Origin of the sequence: Sphingopyxis solisilvae (assembly GCF_015475875.1) — a bacterium.
In the GTDB taxonomy this organism is placed as follows: Bacteria; Pseudomonadota; Alphaproteobacteria; order Sphingomonadales; family Sphingomonadaceae; genus Sphingopyxis; species Sphingopyxis solisilvae.
In genome coordinates this window covers 14,602-34,611 of sequence record NZ_JADKYM010000005.1, presented here as the reverse complement: position 1 = coordinate 34,611, position 20,010 = coordinate 14,602, and the positions used below count along the sequence as shown (strand labels likewise).

18 protein-coding genes are annotated in these 20,010 nt (G+C 64.3%); 12 read left to right on the top strand and 6 right to left on the bottom strand.

Going from position 1 to position 20,010, the window contains the following annotated elements; translation table 11 throughout:
* Positions 1-3: 3 nt before the first annotated feature.
* The 4 genes from IR187_RS05030 to IR187_RS05015 all read right to left on the bottom strand — a co-directional run bounded on the left by IR187_RS05030 (position 4) and on the right by IR187_RS05015 (position 3,743).
* Positions 4-1,839, bottom strand: a complete 1,836-nt coding sequence (locus tag IR187_RS05030; RefSeq protein WP_194953620.1) for a DEAD/DEAH box helicase — start codon at positions 1,837-1,839, stop codon at positions 4-6.
* Positions 1,840-1,905: 66 nt separating this feature from the next.
* Positions 1,906-3,084: a BaiN/RdsA family NAD(P)/FAD-dependent oxidoreductase gene (locus IR187_RS05025; protein ID WP_194953619.1), complete on the bottom strand. Its 1,179-nt coding sequence runs from the start codon at positions 3,082-3,084 to the stop codon at positions 1,906-1,908.
* 6 nt (positions 3,085-3,090) lie between these two features.
* Positions 3,091-3,270: a hypothetical protein gene (locus IR187_RS05020; protein WP_194953618.1), complete on the bottom strand. Its 180-nt coding sequence runs from the start codon at positions 3,268-3,270 to the stop codon at positions 3,091-3,093.
* The gene (locus IR187_RS05015) at positions 3,267-3,743 is read right to left on the bottom strand and encodes a GreA/GreB family elongation factor (protein WP_194953617.1); all 477 of its coding nucleotides are present in this window, start codon (positions 3,741-3,743) and stop codon (positions 3,267-3,269) included. The genes IR187_RS05020 and IR187_RS05015 overlap by 4 nt, the downstream gene beginning before the upstream one ends.
* Before the next feature lie 134 nt (positions 3,744-3,877).
* Here IR187_RS05015 and IR187_RS05010 point away from each other — a divergent pair, with 134 nt between their 5' ends.
* Together IR187_RS05010 and IR187_RS05005 are read left to right on the top strand one after the other, a co-directional pair.
* A complete protein-coding gene (locus IR187_RS05010) occupies positions 3,878-4,645 on the top strand; it encodes a head GIN domain-containing protein (RefSeq protein ID WP_194953616.1) in 768 nt (255 codons plus the stop codon).
* A gap of 43 nt (positions 4,646-4,688) precedes the next feature.
* A complete protein-coding gene (locus tag IR187_RS05005) occupies positions 4,689-5,399 on the top strand; it encodes a head GIN domain-containing protein (RefSeq protein ID WP_194953615.1) in 711 nt (236 codons plus the stop codon).
* Between the two features lie 21 nt (positions 5,400-5,420).
* Here the strand turns inward: IR187_RS05005 and IR187_RS05000 are convergent, their stop codons facing one another.
* Positions 5,421-6,224, bottom strand: a complete 804-nt coding sequence (locus tag IR187_RS05000) for an SDR family oxidoreductase (RefSeq protein ID WP_194953614.1) — start codon at positions 6,222-6,224, stop codon at positions 5,421-5,423.
* A gap of 108 nt (positions 6,225-6,332) precedes the next feature.
* Between IR187_RS05000 and IR187_RS04995 the strand changes: the two genes are divergently transcribed.
* The 9 genes from IR187_RS04995 (at position 6,333) to IR187_RS04955 (ending at position 16,377) form a co-directional block, all read left to right on the top strand.
* Positions 6,333-6,848 (top strand): hypothetical protein, encoded by a 516-nt coding sequence (locus tag IR187_RS04995; protein WP_194953613.1) that lies wholly within the window; start codon positions 6,333-6,335, stop codon positions 6,846-6,848.
* 219 nt (positions 6,849-7,067) lie between these two features.
* Entirely contained in the window at positions 7,068-7,319 is a 252-nt protein-coding gene (locus IR187_RS04990) for a hypothetical protein (RefSeq protein WP_228765561.1), read from the top strand.
* 103 nt (positions 7,320-7,422) lie between these two features.
* Positions 7,423-10,158 (top strand): preprotein translocase subunit SecA, encoded by a 2,736-nt coding sequence (gene secA, locus IR187_RS04985; RefSeq protein ID WP_194953612.1) that lies wholly within the window; start codon positions 7,423-7,425, stop codon positions 10,156-10,158.
* A 15-nt stretch (positions 10,159-10,173) separates the two neighbouring features.
* The gene (locus IR187_RS04980; RefSeq protein ID WP_194953611.1) at positions 10,174-10,908 is read left to right on the top strand and encodes a sulfite exporter TauE/SafE family protein; all 735 of its coding nucleotides are present in this window, start codon (positions 10,174-10,176) and stop codon (positions 10,906-10,908) included.
* 174 nt (positions 10,909-11,082) lie between these two features.
* Entirely contained in the window at positions 11,083-12,480 is a 1,398-nt protein-coding gene (locus IR187_RS04975; RefSeq protein WP_194953610.1) for a circularly permuted type 2 ATP-grasp protein, read from the top strand.
* A gap of 136 nt (positions 12,481-12,616) precedes the next feature.
* Positions 12,617-13,558 carry an alpha-E domain-containing protein gene (locus IR187_RS04970; RefSeq protein WP_194953609.1) on the top strand — a complete coding sequence of 314 codons (942 nt, stop codon included), beginning with the start codon at positions 12,617-12,619 and terminating at the stop codon, positions 13,556-13,558.
* 2 nt (positions 13,559-13,560) lie between these two features.
* Positions 13,561-14,364: a transglutaminase family protein gene (locus tag IR187_RS04965; protein ID WP_194953752.1), complete on the top strand. Its 804-nt coding sequence runs from the start codon at positions 13,561-13,563 to the stop codon at positions 14,362-14,364.
* Between the two features lie 47 nt (positions 14,365-14,411).
* Positions 14,412-15,143 (top strand): peptidase, encoded by a 732-nt coding sequence (locus IR187_RS04960; protein ID WP_194953608.1) that lies wholly within the window; start codon positions 14,412-14,414, stop codon positions 15,141-15,143.
* Between the two features lie 46 nt (positions 15,144-15,189).
* Positions 15,190-16,377, top strand: coding sequence for a serine hydrolase domain-containing protein (locus IR187_RS04955; protein WP_194953607.1), 1,188 nt, complete (start codon positions 15,190-15,192; stop codon positions 16,375-16,377).
* Between the two features lie 43 nt (positions 16,378-16,420).
* On the opposite strand, the gene acs is transcribed toward IR187_RS04955, so the two are convergent.
* Positions 16,421-18,385: an acetate--CoA ligase gene (gene acs, locus IR187_RS04950; protein ID WP_194953606.1), complete on the bottom strand. Its 1,965-nt coding sequence runs from the start codon at positions 18,383-18,385 to the stop codon at positions 16,421-16,423.
* 99 nt (positions 18,386-18,484) lie between these two features.
* Between acs and amaB the strand changes: the two genes are divergently transcribed.
* On the top strand, positions 18,485-19,987 hold the full coding sequence (gene amaB / locus IR187_RS04945) for an L-piperidine-6-carboxylate dehydrogenase (protein ID WP_194953605.1): 1,503 nt from the start codon (positions 18,485-18,487) through the stop codon (positions 19,985-19,987).
* Positions 19,988-20,010 lie beyond the last annotated feature (23 nt).

Genomic DNA, 20,010 nt, shown 5'->3' with positions numbered 1-20,010 from the left:
TATCTACTTCGGACGACGCGGGCTGCGCTGACCATAGGGTTTGGGCTTGTAGCGATCGTTGCCGCCCGGACCGCCGGGCGCGCGCACGCCGCGCGGCCCCGCACGGTCGCCGCCGGGGGCGCGGCCCAGCGTCGCGCGCGGGGAGCGGTCGCCCGCACTACCGCTCTTGTCGCGGCGCGGCGGATAGGTCGGGCCGTCGGGCGCGGGGGTGATCGCGACGCCGCTGTCGTCCTCGCCGTCCTGATTGGCGGTGCGCACCACGGCCTCGGCAAAGCGGTCGGCGATGGCGCGGGGAATGTTGAACATCGTTTCCTTCGGCCCAATGCGGATCGCACCGATCTCGTTCTTGCTCACATGGCCGCGGCGGCAGAGCAAAGGCAGGATCCAGCGCGGATCGGCATTCTGGTGGCGGCCGATGTTGAGGCGGAACCAGACGGCATCCTCGAACCCCTCGCGACGGTCGCCGCCGCGTTCGGGGCGTTCGAAGCGTTCGCCGCGCTCGGGACGGCCGGCGGCGTCACGGCCGCGCGGGCCATTGTCGATCAGATCCTCGGGCGGCGGCATCAGCGCGCGGTGCGAGCGGACCAGCGATGCGGCGATGTCTTCGGGGCTGCGCTCGGCCATCAGTCGCTGCGCAAGCTCCAGATCCTCGGGCTCATGCTCCTGTGGCGTGAGCAATTTTTCCATCAGCCGTTCCTGGTCGCGCGCGCGCACGTCGGCGGCGGTCGGCGCATCCATCCACTCGGCCTCGATCCGCGCGCCGCGCAGCATGCCGTCGACGCGGCGGCGGCGCGGATAGGGGACGATGATGACCGCGGTGCCCTTTTTGCCCGCGCGGCCGGTACGGCCCGATCTATGCTGGAGTGCTTCGGCGTCGCGCGGAATTTCGACGTGAATCACCAGACTGAGCGTCGGCAGATCGATGCCGCGCGCGGCGACGTCGGTCGCTACGCAGACGCGCGCCCGGCGATCGCGCAGCGCCTGCAGGGCGTGGTTGCGCTCGTTCTGGCTATGCTCGCCCGACAGCGCGACCGCAGCGAAACCGCGTTCGACCAAGCTGGCGTGCAGGCGGCGGACATTGTCGCGCGTCGCGCAGAACAGCATCGCGGTTTCGGCTTCGTGCAGGCGCAGCAGGTTGATCACCGCGCCCTCGATGTCGGCGGGGGCAACGGTCACCGCCTGATAGGCGATGTCGCCATGGCCGCGATCTTCACCGACGGTCGAGATGCGTAGCGCGTCGCGCTGGTAGCGCTTGGCGAGCTGGACGATCGGTTTGGGAAGCGTCGCCGAAAATAGGAGCGTGCGGCGCGTTTCGGGGGTGGCGTCGAGGATTTCCTCCAGATCGTCGCGAAAGCCCATGTCGAGCATCTCGTCCGCCTCGTCGAGCACCGCGACACGCAGCGCGGTGAGGTCGAGCGCACCGCGTTCGAGGTGATCGCGCAGGCGCCCCGGAGTGCCGACGACGATCTGCACGCCCTGGTTCAGTGCGCGGCGTTCCTTGCTGGCGTCCATGCCGCCGACACAGGTGGCGATGCGCACCCCGGCCTTGCCGTACAGCCAGGCGAGTTCGCGGCTGACCTGCAGCGCGAGTTCGCGGGTGGGGGCGATGATCAGCGCCAGCGGCGAGGTCGCGAAGGGCAGGCGCCCGTCCTCGATCAGCTCGTCGGCCATGGCGAGGCCGAAGGCGACGGTCTTGCCCGACCCGGTCTGGGCGGAGACGAGCAGGTCGCGGCCCTTGGCCTCTGTCTCGGTCACATGGGTCTGGACGGGGGTCAGCGCCTCATAGCCACGCGCGACGAGGGCGTCCGAAAGGACGGGGACAAGATTTTCGAAAGTCATTATTATCTCAATAGCATAGGCGGCCACCGGTGCGGTGGCGGGCCAGTAGAAAGGGGCTCAATGGGCTTAAATCACCTGTCCGGCAGCGTGTCCGCTTGCCCAGGCCCATTGAAAATTATAGCCGCCTAACCACCCTGTGACATCTACGGCCTCGCCAACCGCATAGAGGTTTGGAACGGTTTTGGCCACCATTGTTTGCGATGACAGGCTGGCGGTCGAAATTCCGCCGACGGTGACCTCGGCTTTGGCGAAGCCTTCGGTGCCATTCGGGCGGAAAATCCACTTCGCCAGCCTCGACTCGGCCTCGGCGAGCTTGCGGTCGGCCTGCGCACCGAGTTCGCCGGGCAGCGCAAGCCGCTCGGCGAGCGTTTCGGCGAGACGGTCGGGGAGCATCGCGCCGAGTACGGTGCGCAGTGTGGCGCGTGCCCGTGCGCGCTTGGCATCGAGGAGCCAGCCCTGCGGTGCATCGGGGAGGAAGTCGATCGTCACCGGCTCGCCGTGGCGCCAATAGCTGCTGACTTGCAGGATCGCGGGGCCGGAAAGACCTTTATGCGTGAACAGGGCGGCTTCGCGGAAAGCCGCCTTGCCCGCGTGCGCCTCCACCGGCGCAGCGATGCCGGAAAGCTCGCGGAACAGCACATCGTCGCCGCCAAGCGTCAGCGGCACGAGCGCGGGGCGCGGCTCGACGACCTTGAGCCCGAACTGGCGCGCGAGATCATAGGCGAAACCGGTCGCGCCCATCTTGGGGATCGACGGGCCGCCGGTGGCGATCACCAGTGCCGGGGCGCTGAAATTCTGGTCGCCGAAGCGGACGGTGAAATTGCCGTCGGCGTGCGTTACATCGCTCACCGGTTGACCGGTGCGGACATCGACTCGCCCTTTCGCGCACTCGTCCAGCAGCATGGCAACAATCTGTTTTGCCGATCCGTCGCAGAACAGCTGGCCGAGCGTCTTTTCGTGATAGGCGATGCCATGGCGCTCGACCATCGCGATGAAATCGGCGGGAGTGTAGCGTGCGAGCGCCGATTTGGCGAAATGCGGGTTCGCCGATAGGAAGCGATCGGGTGCGGTGTTCACATTGGTGAAGTTACAGCGCCCGCCGCCCGAAATCAGGATTTTCTTGCCCACCTGATCGGCGTGGTCGAGCAGCAACACGCGCCGCCCGCGCTGTCCCGCAACTGCGGCGCACATCAGCCCGGCAGCGCCGGCACCCAGCACGATGGCGTCAAATTCGGTTGCGGACATCGCGGCTCAGTGCAGCCTGGCGATCGACAGGCCGTCGGCCTTGGCGCGAGCCTTCACCGATTCCTCGCTGCGCGTCAGCGCCTTGGCGATGGCTTTGAGCGCCATGCCCTTTTTGGTGAGGGTGTGCAGCTTGTCGATTTCGGCCGCGGTCCACGGCTGTTTGTGGCGCTCGAACTTGTCCTTCATGCCTGCGTCTCCGGATCGATTTCGACCGCAAGGATCGCGACCGCGTCCTCGCGGCCCCGATATTCGACACTCTCGCCTGCCTCCGCCCCCATCAGCGCGCGGGCGAGCGGGGCCGAAAAGGCGACACATCCCAGCGCCGGATCGGCCTCGTCGCCGCCGACGATGGTAATCGTCTTTTCGGCGTTGTTGAGTCGATAGGTCACGCGGCTGCCGATGCCAATGCTGCCGTTCGCTGGCGGCACCTGTACCTCGGCCGTGGCTTGCCGTGTGTGGAAATATCGCAGGCGGCGCTGCAATTTCTTGCGCGCCTCTTCGTCGGTGGTTTCGGTAAGCTGGTCGTCGAGCCGTGCGACTTCTTCTTGAAGGAGCCGCAGCCCGCGCGGCGTCACCCAGTTCGGGCCGACCGCGATCGGTAGCTCGAACTCGGGTTCCTTATGCTCGTCGTCGCTCTCGCGGCGAAACGCTACGCTCATGGTCAGGCTTTCCGGTCGTCATCGCAAAAGCTGCCCCTGCGCGCCGAAGGTGGCGACAAAATGGCGTGGGATCGATACGGGTGGACAGTCTTCCGGACGTGTATTATAAAGGCAATACACAGAGGAGATTTGCGATGCGAAACAGAACAATGGCGATAGCGCCGCTCGCTCTGGCGATGACAGTTGCCGCGTGCACTGCCGCCGAACGTCAGGAAAGCGAACCGCGCGGCCGGTCAGAAAACACGCGCGCGGCTGACAACGCCGCGGTCGCCATCCGAAACTTTGCCTTTACCGGCTTCACCGGCGTCAAGGTGACCGGTCCCGACGATGTTACCATCCGCCGCGGCGATGCGTTTTCGATCAGTGCCAAAGGACCGCAGTCGGCGCTCGATGAGCTTGAGGTCGATATGGACGGCGACACGCTGTCGATCGGTCGCAAACGCGAGGGGTTCAGCTTTTCCAATCGCGGCAACGACAAGATCGCCATCACGATCACCTTGCCGCGGTTGGCGGCGGTCCGCCTGACCGGATCAGGATCGGTCGATGCCGACAGTATCGATGGCGATGCGGTCGAGGCGGTACTGACCGGTTCGGGTGATCTCAAGATCGCCAGCATGACCGGCAAGACCGCAAAACTGAGCGTGTCGGGTTCGGGCGATATCGAGATTGCCGGCGGCCGTATCGACAACGGCAAATATAGCGTGACCGGATCGGGCGACATCGACGCCGAAGGGCTGGTGGCGCGGACGCTGGATGTGTCGGTCACCGGTTCGGGCAATGTCGATAGCCAGGCAACCGGCAACGCCGATGTGAGCATCCTGGGGTCGGGCGACGTTACCTTGGGCGGCGGGGCGAAGTGCGCATCGCGCAAGGTTGGATCGGGAACGGTCACCTGCAAATAGGGCAATGCTGGTGCCGTCCGCCCGGACGGGTTATGGCGGCACCATGATTACCTATCTTCGCGCCGCCACGCTGGCGGCTGCCGCCCTGATCGCCACAACTCCGGCGATTGCCGCCGAAAAGCGCTTCGGGCTGACCGGCTTCGACGCGATCGAGGTCAACGCCGATTATGCGATCGAGGTGACCACGCGCGCACCGGTCGGTGCCGTGGCGACGGGGCCGCAGGACGCGCTCGACCGGCTGAGCATAGAGGCGCGCGACGGACGCCTCGTCATCGGCGAGCGCCGGTTCGCGGGGGATGAAAGCCGCCGGGCGCCGCGCGGGGCGGTGACGATCCGCATCAACGCCGCCAATCTGCGGTCGGCAACGATGGGTGGGGCGGGATCGTTGCGCATCGACCGAATGAAAGGCAATCGCGTCACGATTGGCCTGCGTGGGCCAGGGACGCTGTCGGTCGGCAAGGTCGAGAGCGATCGCCTGTCGGTGGCAATGATCGGCAACGGCACAATGACATTGGCGGGCACGACCAAACAGGCGCAGATGACACTGTCGGGTGCGGGTCTGTTCGATGCCGACGCGCTGGCTATCGACGCGCTGGTCTTTGACGGCGAAGGCGCGGGCGAGCATCGTCTCCACGCTCTGAAAACCGCGTCGGTCACGGCGCGCGGCGTCGGAAAGACGGTTGTGCGTGGCAGGCCGGTCTGCACCGTGCGCAACATCGGCACCGGATCGGTATCGTGCGGGACAGGGAAATGATCGGGTAGCGGTCGTCCCGCGTCAGGGCGTCGCCGCCCCCAACCCGTCGACCTTTTTCGACTGGCGGGCGATAAGGCCGGGAAACCAGCGCGCGAGCCGCGCCAGCCGCCGTGCCATCTTGCCCACCGGAACATGGACGCGCGTCCCGTGGACGGCTTCCCAGGCGGCGCGCGCGACATCCTCGACCGGCGAAATTTCGAACCCGCTGGCCGACAGGCGGTTGCGCGCGGGTTCGTTGCTGTCGGCGCTCACCTGGTCGAGCAGCGGGGTGTCGATGAAACCCGGCATCAGCGAACGGACCTTGATGCCATATTTGGCAAATTCGATCTCGAGTCCTTCGGTCAGCCCGCGGACGGCAAATTTGGTTGCCGAATAGACCGCCAGACCGCCCACCCCGTAAAAGCCCGATGCGGAGCCGGTGTTGAGAATGGCCGACCCCGGCGTCGCGCGCAGCAGCGGCAACGCGCTATAAATGCCGTTGACCACCCCGCCGAAATTGATCGCGATCAGCCGGTCGGCTTCTTCGGGCGGCATGTCGGCAAACTGCCCGCCCGATCCGATCCCGGCGTTGTTGAACAGGACGTCGAGCCGCCCGCCGCTTTGCGCCGCAAAGGCGTCGAGCGCGGCGGCCCATTGATCGCGGTCGCGGACGTCCATCACGTGGCGCGACGAGGCACCATCGGGAAGCAGCGCGGCGGTTTCGTCGATCCCCTGTGCATTGACATCGGCGATGCCGACAAACCAGCCTTGCCCGGCAAAGTGGCGCGCGACGGCGCGGCCGATGCCCGACCCGCCGCCGGTGATAAATATTGCCTTCCGCGCCATGCCCCCTCCTTACATCCTTGTCAGTTCGACTTGATGCAAAGTCGATGTCGGGGTCAAGCAGCAATCGCGGCTTGGCAAGGCCGTGTGCCGCTGGCTAAGAGAGCGGCAATGACCCGCGGCCTCCGCCTGATCCTCCTGTTCCTGTTGCTCTTTTGCGCCGGACTGACTGCCCCGGCACGCGCCGAGGTGGTGGTCAGCTTTTACAGCCATGATTTCGGCGACCGCTTCCCGCACGCGTTCATCGTCTTGAAGGGACGGCTCGATGCAACGGGCGAGGTGATCGACGCCAATTACGGTTTCACCGCCACCTCGGTCGGCCCGGCGATCCTGCTGGGATCGGTGAAAGGCGAGGTGCAGACGTCGAAGCCCGACTATATTGCCAAGAGCGACCGCCAGTTCGACGTGACGATCGACGATGCGACCTATGCGCGGCTGATGGCCAAGGTCGCCGAATGGCGCGACCGCGAACAGCCGAGCTACAGTCTGAATAAGCGCAATTGCGTCCATTTCGTGATGGAACTGGCCGAAGTCGTCGGGCTCAGGGTCAATCACAAGAGCAAGTTGTTCAAGAAACCGAAAAGCTTTTTGATTGAAGTGAAAGGGCTGAATTCGGAGTTGGGCTAATGGGCGCCGCCGACCGGATGGGGCTTTGCAACCATTTCCTCGGGTACGAGTGGGAAGGGTGCCCCCGACAAAGGCTGACTGTGCAGCCAATTGCCCGGTTCCGCACGGACCGCGCCCCCTAGACGGAACGCCGCTTTCACCCTATGTTCAGGGAACGGGGTGCAATATTTCCGCTCCGGACGATAACAGGGGCTCTACTTGCGGTTACTGCTGACCCTTTTGGCTTTGCTGACCGGTCTGGCGACAGCCGACCGGGCCGCGGCCGCGCCTGCCGTTCCGGTGGCGATGGGGTCGCTCGTCCTGCTTGCCGACAAAGCCGGGCAGGCCGAAGCCGGCGACGCCGAGCGGCGCCCGACTGCAACCGCGCCGACCCGGCGGAGCAGCAGCGGTCCGTCGGACCGCAAGCCGCGCAAGGCGCCGCCCACGCATCTTCCCGGTCTGTTGACCGGCAGCGACCGCGCGCTCGAATAGACAAATGTTTTCGCGCCCGTCGTGGCGCGCCTTCCCCATCGCGGGGTAAAGTTTTCTGCGGCCGTAGTGCCGCGATTTTTCCATATTTTCCAAGGAATTTTCGATGTTCTCCGGCCTTGCCAAGAGCCTGTTCGGCTCGTCCAACGACCGTTATGTCAACTCGATCCGCAAGATCGTCGACAAGATCAACGCTTTCGAGCCTGCGATGCAGGCGCTCGACGACGCCGGATTGCAGGCGCAGACGGCAAAGTTCCGTGAGCGGCTGGCGGCGGGCGAGACGCTCGACGACATCCTGCCCGAAGCCTTTGCCACCGTGCGCGAGGCGGCGGTGCGCACGCTGGGGATGCGCCATTTCGACGTGCAGATGATCGGCGGCGTCGTCCTGCATCGCGGCGAGATCGCCGAGATGGCGACGGGCGAGGGCAAGACGCTGATGGCGACGCTGCCCTGCTACCTCAACGCATTGGAAGGCAAGGGCGTCCACGTCGTGACGGTGAACGACTATCTCGCCCGCCGCGACGCCGAATGGATGGGGGCCGTCTATGGCTTCCTGGGTCTGACGACCGGAATCATCGTACCCAATCTGAACGAGATACAACGCCGCGACGCCTATAACAGCGACATCACCTATGCCACGAACAACGAGCTGGGGTTCGATTATCTGCGCGACAATATGAAGTTCGACCGCCAGCAGATGGTCCACCGGCCGTTCAATTTCGGCATCGTCGACGAGGTCGATTCGATCCTGATCGACGAAGCGCGCACCCCGCTGATCATCTCCGGTCCGACCGACGACAAGTCGGAACTTTATATCCGCGTCAACGATGTCGTCCTGCAGCTGACCGACGAGGATTATGAGAAGGACGAAAAGTCCAAATCGATCAGCCTGACCGAGGAAGGTACCGAGCATGTCGAGCGGCTGCTCGAGGATGCCGGGCTGCTCCAGGGCAGCAACCTGTACGACATCGAAAACACCCAGGTCGTCCATCACGTCAACCAGGCGCTGAAAGCGATCCAGATGTTCCGCATCGACACCGATTATATCGTCAAGGACGGCAAGGTCGTCATCATCGACGAATTTACCGGCCGCATGATGGACGGGCGCCGCTGGTCCGACGGCCTGCACCAGGCGGTCGAGGCGAAGGAAGGCGTGCAGATCGAACCCGAGAACCAGACCCTCGCCTCGATCACTTTCCAGAATTATTTCCGCATGTACCCCAAGCTTTCGGGGATGACTGGCACCGCGGCGACCGAAGCCGCCGAATTTTTCGACATCTACAAGATGAACGTCGTCACCATTCCCACGAACCGTCCGATCGCGCGGATCGACGAGGAAGACGAGTTTTACAAAAATATCACCGACAAGTTCGGCGCGATCGCCAAGACGATCCGCGAGGCCAACGAACGCGGCCAGCCGGTGCTCGTGGGCACCGTATCGATCGAAAAGTCCGAGCTGCTCTCGTCCTTCCTCGAAAAGGAAGGGGTGGCGCACAGCGTCCTCAACGCGCGTTTCCACGAAAGCGAGGCGCATATCGTCGCGCAGGCCGGCCGCAGCGGCGCGGTGACCATCGCGACGAACATGGCGGGCCGCGGTACCGACATCAAATTGGGCGGTAATGAAGAATTCCGCATCGACGACGAGCTCAAGGACATGCCCGCCGGCCCCGAGCGCGACGCCGCGGTCGAGCGGATCAAGGCTGAGGTCGCGGCCGAGCGCGAGGCGGTGAAGGCCGCGGGCGGGCTGTTCGTGCTCGCTACCGAACGCCATGAAAGCCGTCGTATCGACAACCAGCTGCGCGGTCGTTCGGGGCGTCAGGGCGACCCCGGCCTGTCGAAATTCTACCTGTGTCTCGACGACGATCTGCTGCGCATCTTCGGTCCCGACACGCTGTTTTCCAAGATGATGAACAAGAACTTGGAGGATGGCGAGGCGATCGGGTCGAAGTGGCTGTCGAAAGCGATCGAGACCGCGCAAAAGAAGGTCGAGGCGCGCAATTACGATATCCGCAAGCAGGTCGTCGAATATGACAATGTCATGAATGACCAGCGCAAGGTCATTTACGAACAGCGCGGCGAAATCATCGACAGCGAGACGGTTGACGAGGTGATGACAGCAATGCGCGCCGAAACGGTCAACGCCATCGTCGCCGACGCCTGCCCGCCGGGCAGCTATCCCGAACAATGGGATATCGAAACGATGAAGGAACGCGTCGCCAATATCCTCGACCTCAACCCGCCGATCGACGACTGGATGCAGGAAGACGCGGTCGATCCCGAAATCTTCGAGGAACGGCTTCAGGCGATGGCCGACGCGACCGCCGCCGAAAAGGCGGCGACGGTCGATCCGGATACGTGGAAGGGCATCGAAAAATCGGTCCTGCTCCAGACGCTCGACCATCACTGGAAGGACCATCTGGCGACGCTTGACGCGCTGCGTCAGGCGATCTTCCTGCGCGCTTATGCCCAGAAACAGCCGATCAACGAGTATAAGCAGGAAGCCTTTGCGCTGTTTGAGCGCATGCTGTCGAACATCCGCGAGGATGTGACGCGCACCGTCGCACGCATCGACCTGCGCTTTGAAGAGCCCGAGCCGATGCCGCTGCCCGACCTGCCCGATTTCCTGACCACGCACATCGATCCGTTCACGGGTGAGGACAACAGCGCCGACATCGACAGCGGCGGACTGGGCGTGATTGCCAACACGCTGCCCCCGATGCAGATCCCGCGGCCCGACATGCCGGAGGGCGAAAATCCCTACGCCTCACTGGAGATCAGCCGTAACGCGCCGTGCCCCTGCGGTTCGGGCCGCAAATACAAGCATTGCCACGGACAGATTTGATTCTGCTCTGACGCAATGACCGGGCTCGCCGCGCTCTTTGGCTTGACCGCATTGCTCTATGCTGCGGTCGGCTTTGGCGGCGGATCGACATATACGGCGCTGCTGTTGCTGGGCGGGGTTGCAGTCGGGCTGGTCCCGGCGATCAGCCTGGCATGCAACGTGGTCGTGGTCAGCGGCGGGACGATCCGCTTCGCGCGCGCTGGTGTGATGCCATGGGCAAAGGCGCTGCCGCTGGTCGCGGGCGCCGCCCCGCTGGCTTTTCTGGGCGGATTGACCCCGGTGAAGCAGGGCGTGCTGGTCACGCTGCTCGGCCTGTCGCTGCTCGCTTCGGCGCTGGCGCTGTTGGTCCAGCCGCGGACGGCCAGACCGGCCAAACTGTCGCCTATGCTGTTGCTGCCGATCGCGGCGGCGCTCGGCTATCTCGCGGGCGTGGTCGGGATCGGCGGCGGCGTCTTCCTCGCCCCGATCCTGCATCTCGTCCGCTGGGCCGAGGAGCGGTCGGTGGCGGCGACCGCGAGCCTGTTCATCCTCGTCAACAGCCTGTTCGGGCTCACCGGCCAGCTGATCAAGGGGCAGGGCGGCGCGATGGTTGCCGCGGCGGCAGGTCATTGGCCGCTGTTGGTGGCGGTGCTGATCGGTGGTGCGATCGGCACGCAGCTTGCGGTCAAAAGCGGGCCGGCGACGCTGATCCGGCGGTTGACGGCTGTGCTCGTCGGGGTCGTTGCAATTCGTTTGTTATTTGGTTTCTAACGCTTTTTTGTCCCCTTGCCTTCCCGAACGGCGGTGCTAGCATCGCGGAATAAGCTCGGTGGCCATGTAGTCGGCGGGCGACGCAGCAGTTGGAACGAAAACGGCCGTATCTTTGGTGCGGCACCGACCTTGATGTTGCGTGGAAAGGGCAGGCGCATTTCCTTTTTTGACGAAATGAACAGCCAGGAGGGCGAAACCCGGCCGCCCTACCGTGAATATTGCGGGTGGTTCGAAGCCGAAGATGTCGCGCGCATCCAGCACAAGGCGGTGCAGGCCGAGGCGCTGTTCCGTACCACGGGGATTACTTTCAACGTCTATGGCGCCGTCGACGGCGATGAGCGGCTGATCCCGTTCGATGTCGTGCCGCGGATCATTTCCGCCAGCGAATGGCGCCGCCTGTCGCGCGGCATCGAACAACGCGTGCGCGCGCTCAACGCCTTCCTTTACGACATCTATCACCGGCAGGAGATTTTGCGCGCCGGGCGGGTGCCGACCGACCTGATCGCCGGAAACGCGGCGTTCCTGCCGATGATGATGGGGCTCGATCCGCCCGGCGGCATCTATACCCACATCAGCGGTACGGACATCGTGCGCACCGGCGCTAACGAATTTTACGTGCTCGAGGACAATGCCCGCACCCCGTCGGGCGTGTCGTACATGCTCGAAAATCGCGAAACGATGCTCCAGATGTTTCCCGAGCTGTTTGCCAAAGTACCGGTGCGGGAGGTCAGCGATTATCCGATCAACCTGCTCAAATCGCTCGCCGCCTGCGCGCCGCCCGCCTGCGGCGGGACGCCGACGGTCGCGGTGCTGACCCCGGGCATCCACAACAGCGCTTATTATGAACATAGTTTCCTGGCCGACCATATGGGTGCCGAACTGGTCGAGGGACATGATCTGCGCGTCGTTGATGGTCGCGTCGCGATGCGCACGACGCAGGGGTATAAGGCGATCGACGTGCTCTATCGGCGCGTCGACGACGATTTCCTCGATCCGCTGAATTTCCGTCCCGATTCGATGCTTGGCGTGCCGGGGATCTGGGACGTTTATCGCGCGGGCGGCATCACGATCGCCAACGCACCGGGAACGGGCATCGCCGATGACAAGGCGCTGTACAGCTACATGCCCGACATCATCGAATTTTATACCGGCGAAAAGGCGCTGCTGCCCAATGTGCCGACGTGGCGCTGTTCGGAGCCCGAGCATCTGCGCGAAGTGCTCGACCGACTGCCCGAACTGGTGGTCAAGGAAGTCCACGGATCGGGCGGTTACGGGATGCTGGTCGGCCCTGCGGCGAGCAAGAAGGAGCTGGCGGCATTCCGCGCCAAGCTGGAAGCTAACCCCGGCAATTATATAGCGCAGCCGACGCTGTCGCTGTCGACCGTGCCGATCTTCACAAAAAAGGGGCTGGCACCACGCCACGTCGACCTTCGGCCCTTCGTATTGATGTCGCCGCAGGGGATCACGATCACCCCGGGCGGATTGACACGCGTTGCGATGACGCGGGGGTCGCTGGTGGTCAATTCGAGCCAAGGCGGCGGGACCAAGGATACGTGGGTGTTGGAGGATTGATGGGCGCGGTTCCGTCCTTGGTTCGTCATTGCGAGCGAAGCGAAGCAATCCAGAGCGGTTTACGCCACGCTGGATTGCCGCGTCGCTTCGCTCCGCGCAATGACGAGGGTAGCGGGCGTCGCGCGGGAATGCGCGCATGCTAGGCAAAACCGCAGGCAGCCTCTTCTGGATGGCGCGCTACCTGGAGCGCAGCGAAAACAATGCGCGCCTGATCGACGCAGGGTTTCGCATCGCACTGACCCGGTCGCAGACCGCGGCCGCCGAATGGAAATCGGTGCTGGTGACCGCGGGGGTCAATCAGGCGTTTCAGGCCGCGCATGGCGACTACAGCTCGGCGCGGGTAATCGATTTTCTGCTCCGCGATCCTGCCAACCCGTCGAGCATCTTGTCGGTGATCCGGCAGGCGCGCGACAATGCCCGGACCGCGCGAACCGCGCTGACCCGCGAGACGTGGGAGGCGGTCAACACCAGCTGGATGACGCTCGTCGCGCTGCTCAAGCGGCAGGTGCGCGAGGACGACCTGCCCGATGTGCTGACGACGATCCGTCAGCAAAGCGCGCAGGTACGCGGCGCGCTGAACGGCACGATGCTGCGCAACGACGGCTATCATTTTGCGCTGCTCGGTACCTATCTCGAACGTGCCGACAACACCGCGCGCATCCTCGACGTGAAATACTACCTATTGCTGCCGTCGGTCGCGCATATCGGCACTTCGATCGACAATGTGCAGTGGGAAACGATCCTGCGCTCGGTATCGGCGCACCGCGCCTATCGCTGGCTCTATGGGGCAGAGATCAGCGCATTGAAGATCGCGGAGTTCCTGATCCTCTATCGCCAGATGCCGCGCAGCCTGACCTTTTGCAGCGAACGGATGGAAAATCACCTGAACGAGCTGCAGCGTCATTATGGCGAGGAAACCGAAGCGCGGCGAATGGCGTACGCGCTGGTCCATGACAAACTTAATGCCCCGATCCAGTCGATCTTTGACGGCGGATTGCACCAATATGTGACCGGTTTCCTGCGCGATACCGCCAACCTCGCGCGGCAGGTCGAGCGCGACTACCGGTTTGTGGAATGACGATGAAACTGCGTGTCGAACATATCACCCGCTACCAATATGATGCGCCCGTCAAATATGCGCTGCAGCAGCTCAAACTGACGCCCAAGGACCGGCCGGGGCAGCAGCATATCGTCGATTGGGCGATCGATATCGAGGGCGGCGCGCAGCAGCTGCATTACACCGACCATCACGGCAACGGCGTCGACCTGATCGCGATCGATGGCGGGGTGACCGAGCTGACGATCCGTTGCCATGGCACGGTGGAACTGGAGACATGGGACGGAGTGATCGGCGCGCACCGCGGCGCGATGCCGCTGTGGATCTTCCTGCGCCCGACCCCGCTCACGCGCGCGGGGCGGCAAGTGCGCGCGCTGACCGCGCAGCTGGGCCGCGACCATGCCAACGACATCGAACGCGCGCATGCGCTGTCGGCGCTGATCATCGACCGGCTGGCGTACCGGATCGGCTTTACCGATGCTGAAACCACCGCCGAACAGGCGCTCGGCAGCGAAGGCGGGGTATGTCAGGACCATGCGCATATCTTCATCGCCGCGATGCGCCATCTGGGCCATCCGGCGCGTTATGTGTCGGGTTATCTGATGATGAACGACCGCACGCAGCAGGACGCCACGCACGCGTGGGCCGAGGCGCATTTCGATCATATCGGCTGGATCGGGTTCGACGTCAGCAACGGCCATTCGCCAGATCAGCGCTATATCCGGGTTGCCACCGGCCTCGATTACCGCGATGCCGCGCCCGTTCGGGGGATGCGTTATGGTGCGGCGCAGGAAAATCTGGTTGTTCAATTGCAGGTCCAGCAATAAGCGGACCGGGGGCGGCTAAACGATCCGGGGCGGGGATACGGGATTCGATGACTTATTGCGTGGGAATGCGGCTCAACAAGGGACTGGTGTTCATGTCGGACACCCGCACCAATGCGGGCGTCGACGATATCGCGCAGGTCCGCAAGATGCGCAGCTGGCACGTCCCGGGCGAGCGCGTCATCACGTTGATGTCGGCGGGCAATCTGGCGACGACGCAAGCGGTGGTGAGCCTGCTCGACGAACGTACCAAGGCGCCCGAAGACCGCCACCCGTCGATCCTGACGGCGCCGTCGATGTTCCAGGTCGCGACGACCATCGGCGAGACGCTGCGCCAGATCGTGATGCGCTATAACAGCGAGGGACCGGCCGCGGCCGCCGCCTTTCGCGCTTCGCTGATCGTCGGTGGACAGATCAAGGGCGCCGAACCGCGGCTGTTCCTGATCTATCCCGAGGGCAATTTCATCGAGGCGGGTGAGGATAATCCGTTTTTCCAGATCGGCGAAACCAAATATGGTCGCCCGATCATCGTGCGCTCCTATGACCCCGCCATGTCGTTCGAGGATGCGGTCAAGCTGCTCTGCGTGTCGTTCGATTCGACGATCCGCGCCAACGCCGGGGTCGACCTGCCGATCGACCTCAAGATCCACGAGCGCGACGATTATACGACGGTGCGCGAACGACGATTCGAGCGCGGCGATGCTTATTTCCAGAGCGTCGCCGACGGCTGGGCCGAAGCGCTGGGGATCGCGCTGGCGGAATTGCCGGACTTTCATTTCTGATCGGCTTCGGCCACCGTCCGTCAGCACCGGATCGGGAGGGATTGCCATGATGCGCTGGATCGCCGCCGCGCTTATTCTGACGACCACGCCTGCCGCCGCCGACGAGACACGCTTCGACAAGGCGCTCAGCGAGTTTCGCGCGCTGCACCGCGCCGAAATGGACAAATCGAACATTGCGGGCAGCAGCTTTTATGTCGTGCGTGATAGCCGCACAATCGCCGCCGATCATCTGGGCGAGCAGGACGTCGACGCGCATGTTCCGGTCGATGCCCGGACTATCTACCACTGGGCATCGATCACCAAGACGATGACCGGAATCGCGATCATGCAGCTGCGCGACCGCGGATTGCTGTCGCTCGACGATCCGATCGTCAAATATGTTCCCGAGCTCGCGGCGGTGTATAATCCCTATGGCGATACCGGCGCGATCACACTGCGCCAGCTGATGAGCCACAGCGCCGGGTTCCGCAGCGGCACCTGGCCGTGGCGCGACCACGACTGGCAGCCGTTCGAGCCGCAGCGGTGGGACCAACTGGTCGCGATGCTGCCCTACACGCGCGTCGAATTCAAACCGGGCAGCCGCTTCGGCTATTCGAACCCCGGCATCGTCTATCTGGGGCAGGTGATCGAGCGGCTGTCGGGCGAGGATTATGAAGTCTATATCGACAAGAACATCCTGAAACCGCTCGGCATGCACGCCAGCTATTTCGACCGCACCCCGCCGCATCTGTTGCAGCATCGCTCGCACAGCTATTACATCCGCGATGGCAAGCGCGTTGCTGCGCCGTTCGACGTCGATACCGGCGTTACGGTTTCGAACGGCGGGCTCAACGCGCCGATGCCCGACATGGCGAAATATCTGGCGTTCCTGCTCGGCGATCCAGCGCGGCAGGTGGATTATGATCGCGTGCTGAAACGGTCGTCGCTGGAGGAAATGTGGGTGCCGCAGATTTCGGCGGGCGAGGACTTCACGCAGGGCCGCATGGCGGCGACGACGCAGAGCGCGCTGTCGTTTTTCGTCGACCGCACCCGGGGCTTGCGTATCGTCGGGCACAACGGCGACCAGAATGGTTTTCGTGCCTATCTGAGCTTTTGCCCCGACCAGCGCGTCGGGACTCTGTTGGCGTTCAATACCGAAACGAAGGGCGTGCAGAATAGCGCGGCCAATCGCCAGACGTCGGAGTCGCGGATCGCGCTGGCGTCCGACGGGTTGTGCGAAGCGCTGGCGGAATAGCCCTTTATCGTCGCCCCCGCCTTCTCGGGGGAGACGATTGTGGTTAGCGGCTCTTCCGCCCCGCGATCAGCCCGTCGACCAGGCTCGGGTCGGCGAGGGTCGAGGTATCGCCTAGCGATCCGAAATCATTCTCCGCAATCTTGCGCAGGATGCGCCGCATGATCTTGCCCGATCGCGTCTTCGGCAAGCCGGGAGTCAGGTGGATATGGTCCGGCGTCGCGATCGGCCCGATTTCCTTGCGCACTTGTTGCTTCAGCGCTGCCTCGACCTCCGGGGTTGCCTCGACCCCGGCGTTGAGGGTGACATAGGCATAGATGCCTTGACCCTTGATGTCATGCGGGAAGCCGACGACGGCGGCCTCGGCGACCAGTTCGTGCAGCACCAGCGCGCTTTCGACCTCGGCGGTGCCCATGCGATGGCCCGACACGTTGATCACATCGTCGACGCGGCCCGTGATGCGCCAATAGCCGTCGGCGTCGCGGCGGCAGCCGTCGCCGGTGAAGTATTCGCCCTTGTAGGTCGAGAAATAGGTTTCGGCGAAGCGGGCGTGATCGCCATAGATCGTCCGCGCCTGCCCGGGCCAGCTGTGCGTGATGCAAAGATTGCCTTCGGCGGCGCCACCGGTCTGTTCGCACACCAATGTTTTGCCGTCGGCATCGACCAGTTCCGGGCGGATACCGAAAAACGGCTTGCCCGCGCTGCCGGGCTGCATCGGATGCGCGCCGGGCAGGGTGGTTATCATGATGCCGCCGGTCTCGGTCTGCCACCAGGTGTCGATGACGGGGACGCGGCCCTTGCCGACGGTCTGGTGATACCAGCGCCACGCCTCGGGATTGATCGGTTCGCCGACGCTACCGAGCAGGCGGATCGACGAGAGGTCGTGGCGCGTCACATAGTCATCGCCCTCGCGCATCAGCGCGCGGATCGCGGTGGGGGCCGTGTAGAGGATGTTGACCTGATGCTTGTCGACGACCTGCCAGAAACGGTCGTGGTCGGGATAGTTTGGCACGCCCTCGAACATCAGGGTCGTCGCGCCATTCTGGAGCGGGCCATAGACGACATAGCTGTGCCCGGTGACCCAGCCGATGTCGGCGGTGCACCAGAAGATCTCGCCCGGCCGATAGTCGAAGCCGTAGTGGAAGGTGCTCGCGGTCCACACCGAATAGCCGCCCACGGTGTGGAGAACGCCCTTGGGCTTGCCGGTCGATCCCGAGGTGTAGAGAATGAACAGCGGATCCTCGGCGTTCATCGGCTCGCACGGGCAGGTGTCGTCGACATCGGCCGACAGCGCGTCGTACCAATGGTCGCGGCCTTCCTTCATATTCACGTCGCCGCCGGTGTGGGCGATCACGAGCACGGCTTTGACGTCGACGCGCTCAAGGGCCTTGTCGACATTGGCCTTCAGCGGCACGGTCTTGCCGCCGCGCAGCCCCTCGTCGGCGCAGATCACCCAGTCGCTGGCGCAATCCTCGATCCGGCCGTGGATCGCCTCGGGCGAGAAGCCGCCGAAGACGACGCTGTGGACGGCGCCGATGCGCGCGCAGGCGAGCATCGCCACCGCGCCTTCGGGGATCATCGGCATATAGATGGTGACGCGGTCGCCCTTTTGGACGCCCATCTTCTTGAGCGTATTGGCGAAGCGGACGATGTCGGCGAGCAGCGCGGCGTAGCTGATCGTCCGCGTCTCGCCGTCGGGCGCGTCGGGTTCGAAAATGATCGCGGTGCGGTTGCCATGACCTGCGGCGACATGGCGATCGACGGCGTTGTGGCAAAGGTTAAGGACGCCGTCCTCATACCATTTGATTTCGACGGGATAGTAGGACCAATTGCCGATCTTCGTCGGCGCCTTGATCCAGTCGATCCGCTTCGCCTGTTCGGCCCAGAAGGCGTCTGGATCGTCGATGCTCTGCCGGTAAAGCCGGTCGTAGTCGGCGGCGGTGCAATGCGTGTTCGCGGCGGCTTCGGCGGGGACCGGGACCAAGGGTTCGGAGAGGGGTAGGTCGGACATGTCTGCTTCTCCCGCTTTCGATTTGACTCGCTTGCTGGCTGCGATAACCCGCGAGACATAAACTGCAAGGGCGGGCGGATGCAGGGGAAGGAACACAGGATGACGCAATTGGGCCATGATGTCGCGCGACTGCTTGACGGACTCGGCGTCGATCGTGACGCCTGGACCGGCGGGTCGATGGCATCGGTGACGCCGCTGACGGGCGAGCAGATCGGCATGGTCCGGGTCGCGGACACGCCACACACCGAGGCCGTGCTCGACACCGCGACCGCCGCCTTTCGGGCCTGGCGCCGCGTCCCTGCGCCGCGCCGCGGCCAACTGGTGCGGCTGCTCGGCGACGAACTGCGCGCGGCAAAGGACGATCTCGCGCGGCTGGTGACGATCGAGGCGGGCAAGGTGCCGTCCGAAGGCGCGGGCGAGGTGCAGGAGATGATCGACATCTGCGATTTCGCGGTCGGGCTCTCGCGCCAGCTTTACGGGCTGACGATTGCGACCGAAAGGGCGGGGCACCGGATGATGGAGGTCTGGCATCCGCTGGGCGTCGTCGGGGTGATTTCGGCGTTCAACTTTCCGGTCGCGGTATGGGCATGGAACGCGGCGATCGCGCTGGTGTGCGGTAACAGCGTGGTGTGGAAACCTTCAGAAAAGACGCCGCTGACCGCGCTAGCGGTGCAGGCGGTTTTTGACCGCGCGGTGGCGCGGTTCGGCGATGCGCCGGAAGGCCTCGCGCAATTGCTGATCGGCGGGCACGCGGTGGGTGAGGCGCTGGTCGATGACAAGCGCGTGGCGTTGGTGTCGGCGACCGGATCGACCCGGATGGGGCGCGCGGTGGCGCCGCGGCTGGTTGCACGGTTTGCGCGCGCGATCCTTGAACTCGGCGGGAACAATGGCGCGATCGTCGCGCCGTCGGCCGATCTCGACCTCGCGCTACGCGGCGTGGCGTTCGGCGCGATGGGGACCGCGGGGCAGCGCTGTACCACGACCCGGCGGTTGTTTGTCAATGACAGCATCTACGACGGGTTTGTCGCACGATTGAAGGCCGCTTATGCCAGCGTCCGCGTCGGTAATCCGCTGGAGGGCGAGGTGCTGGTCGGGCCGCTGATCGACCGCGCGGCGTATGAGGCCATGCAAAGCGCGATCGATGCAGCGCGCGCGGCGGGCGGGATGGTTTTCGGTGGCGATCGCGTTGGCGACGGCAGCAGCTATTATGTAAGGCCCGCGCTGGTCGAAATGCCGGGACAGGTCGGACCGGTGCTCGAAGAGACGTTCGCGCCGATCCTGTACATCATGCGTTATGACGATCTCGACGCGGTGATCGAGCTGCACAATGATGTGGCGGCGGGGCTGTCGTCGGCGATCTTTACCACCGATGTGCGCGAGGCCGAGCGGTTCCTGGTCGCAAGCGATTGCGGCATCGCCAACGTCAATCTGGGGACGAGTGGGGCCGAGATCGGCGGGGCGTTTGGCGGGGAAAAAGAGACTGGCGGCGGCCGCGAAAGCGGATCGGACAGCTGGCGCCAATATATGCGGCGCGCGACGAACACGATCAATTATTCGGATGCGTTGCCGTTGGCGCAGGGGGTTTCGTTCGACCTCGGCTAGAAAGCTTTGTCATTGCGAGGAGC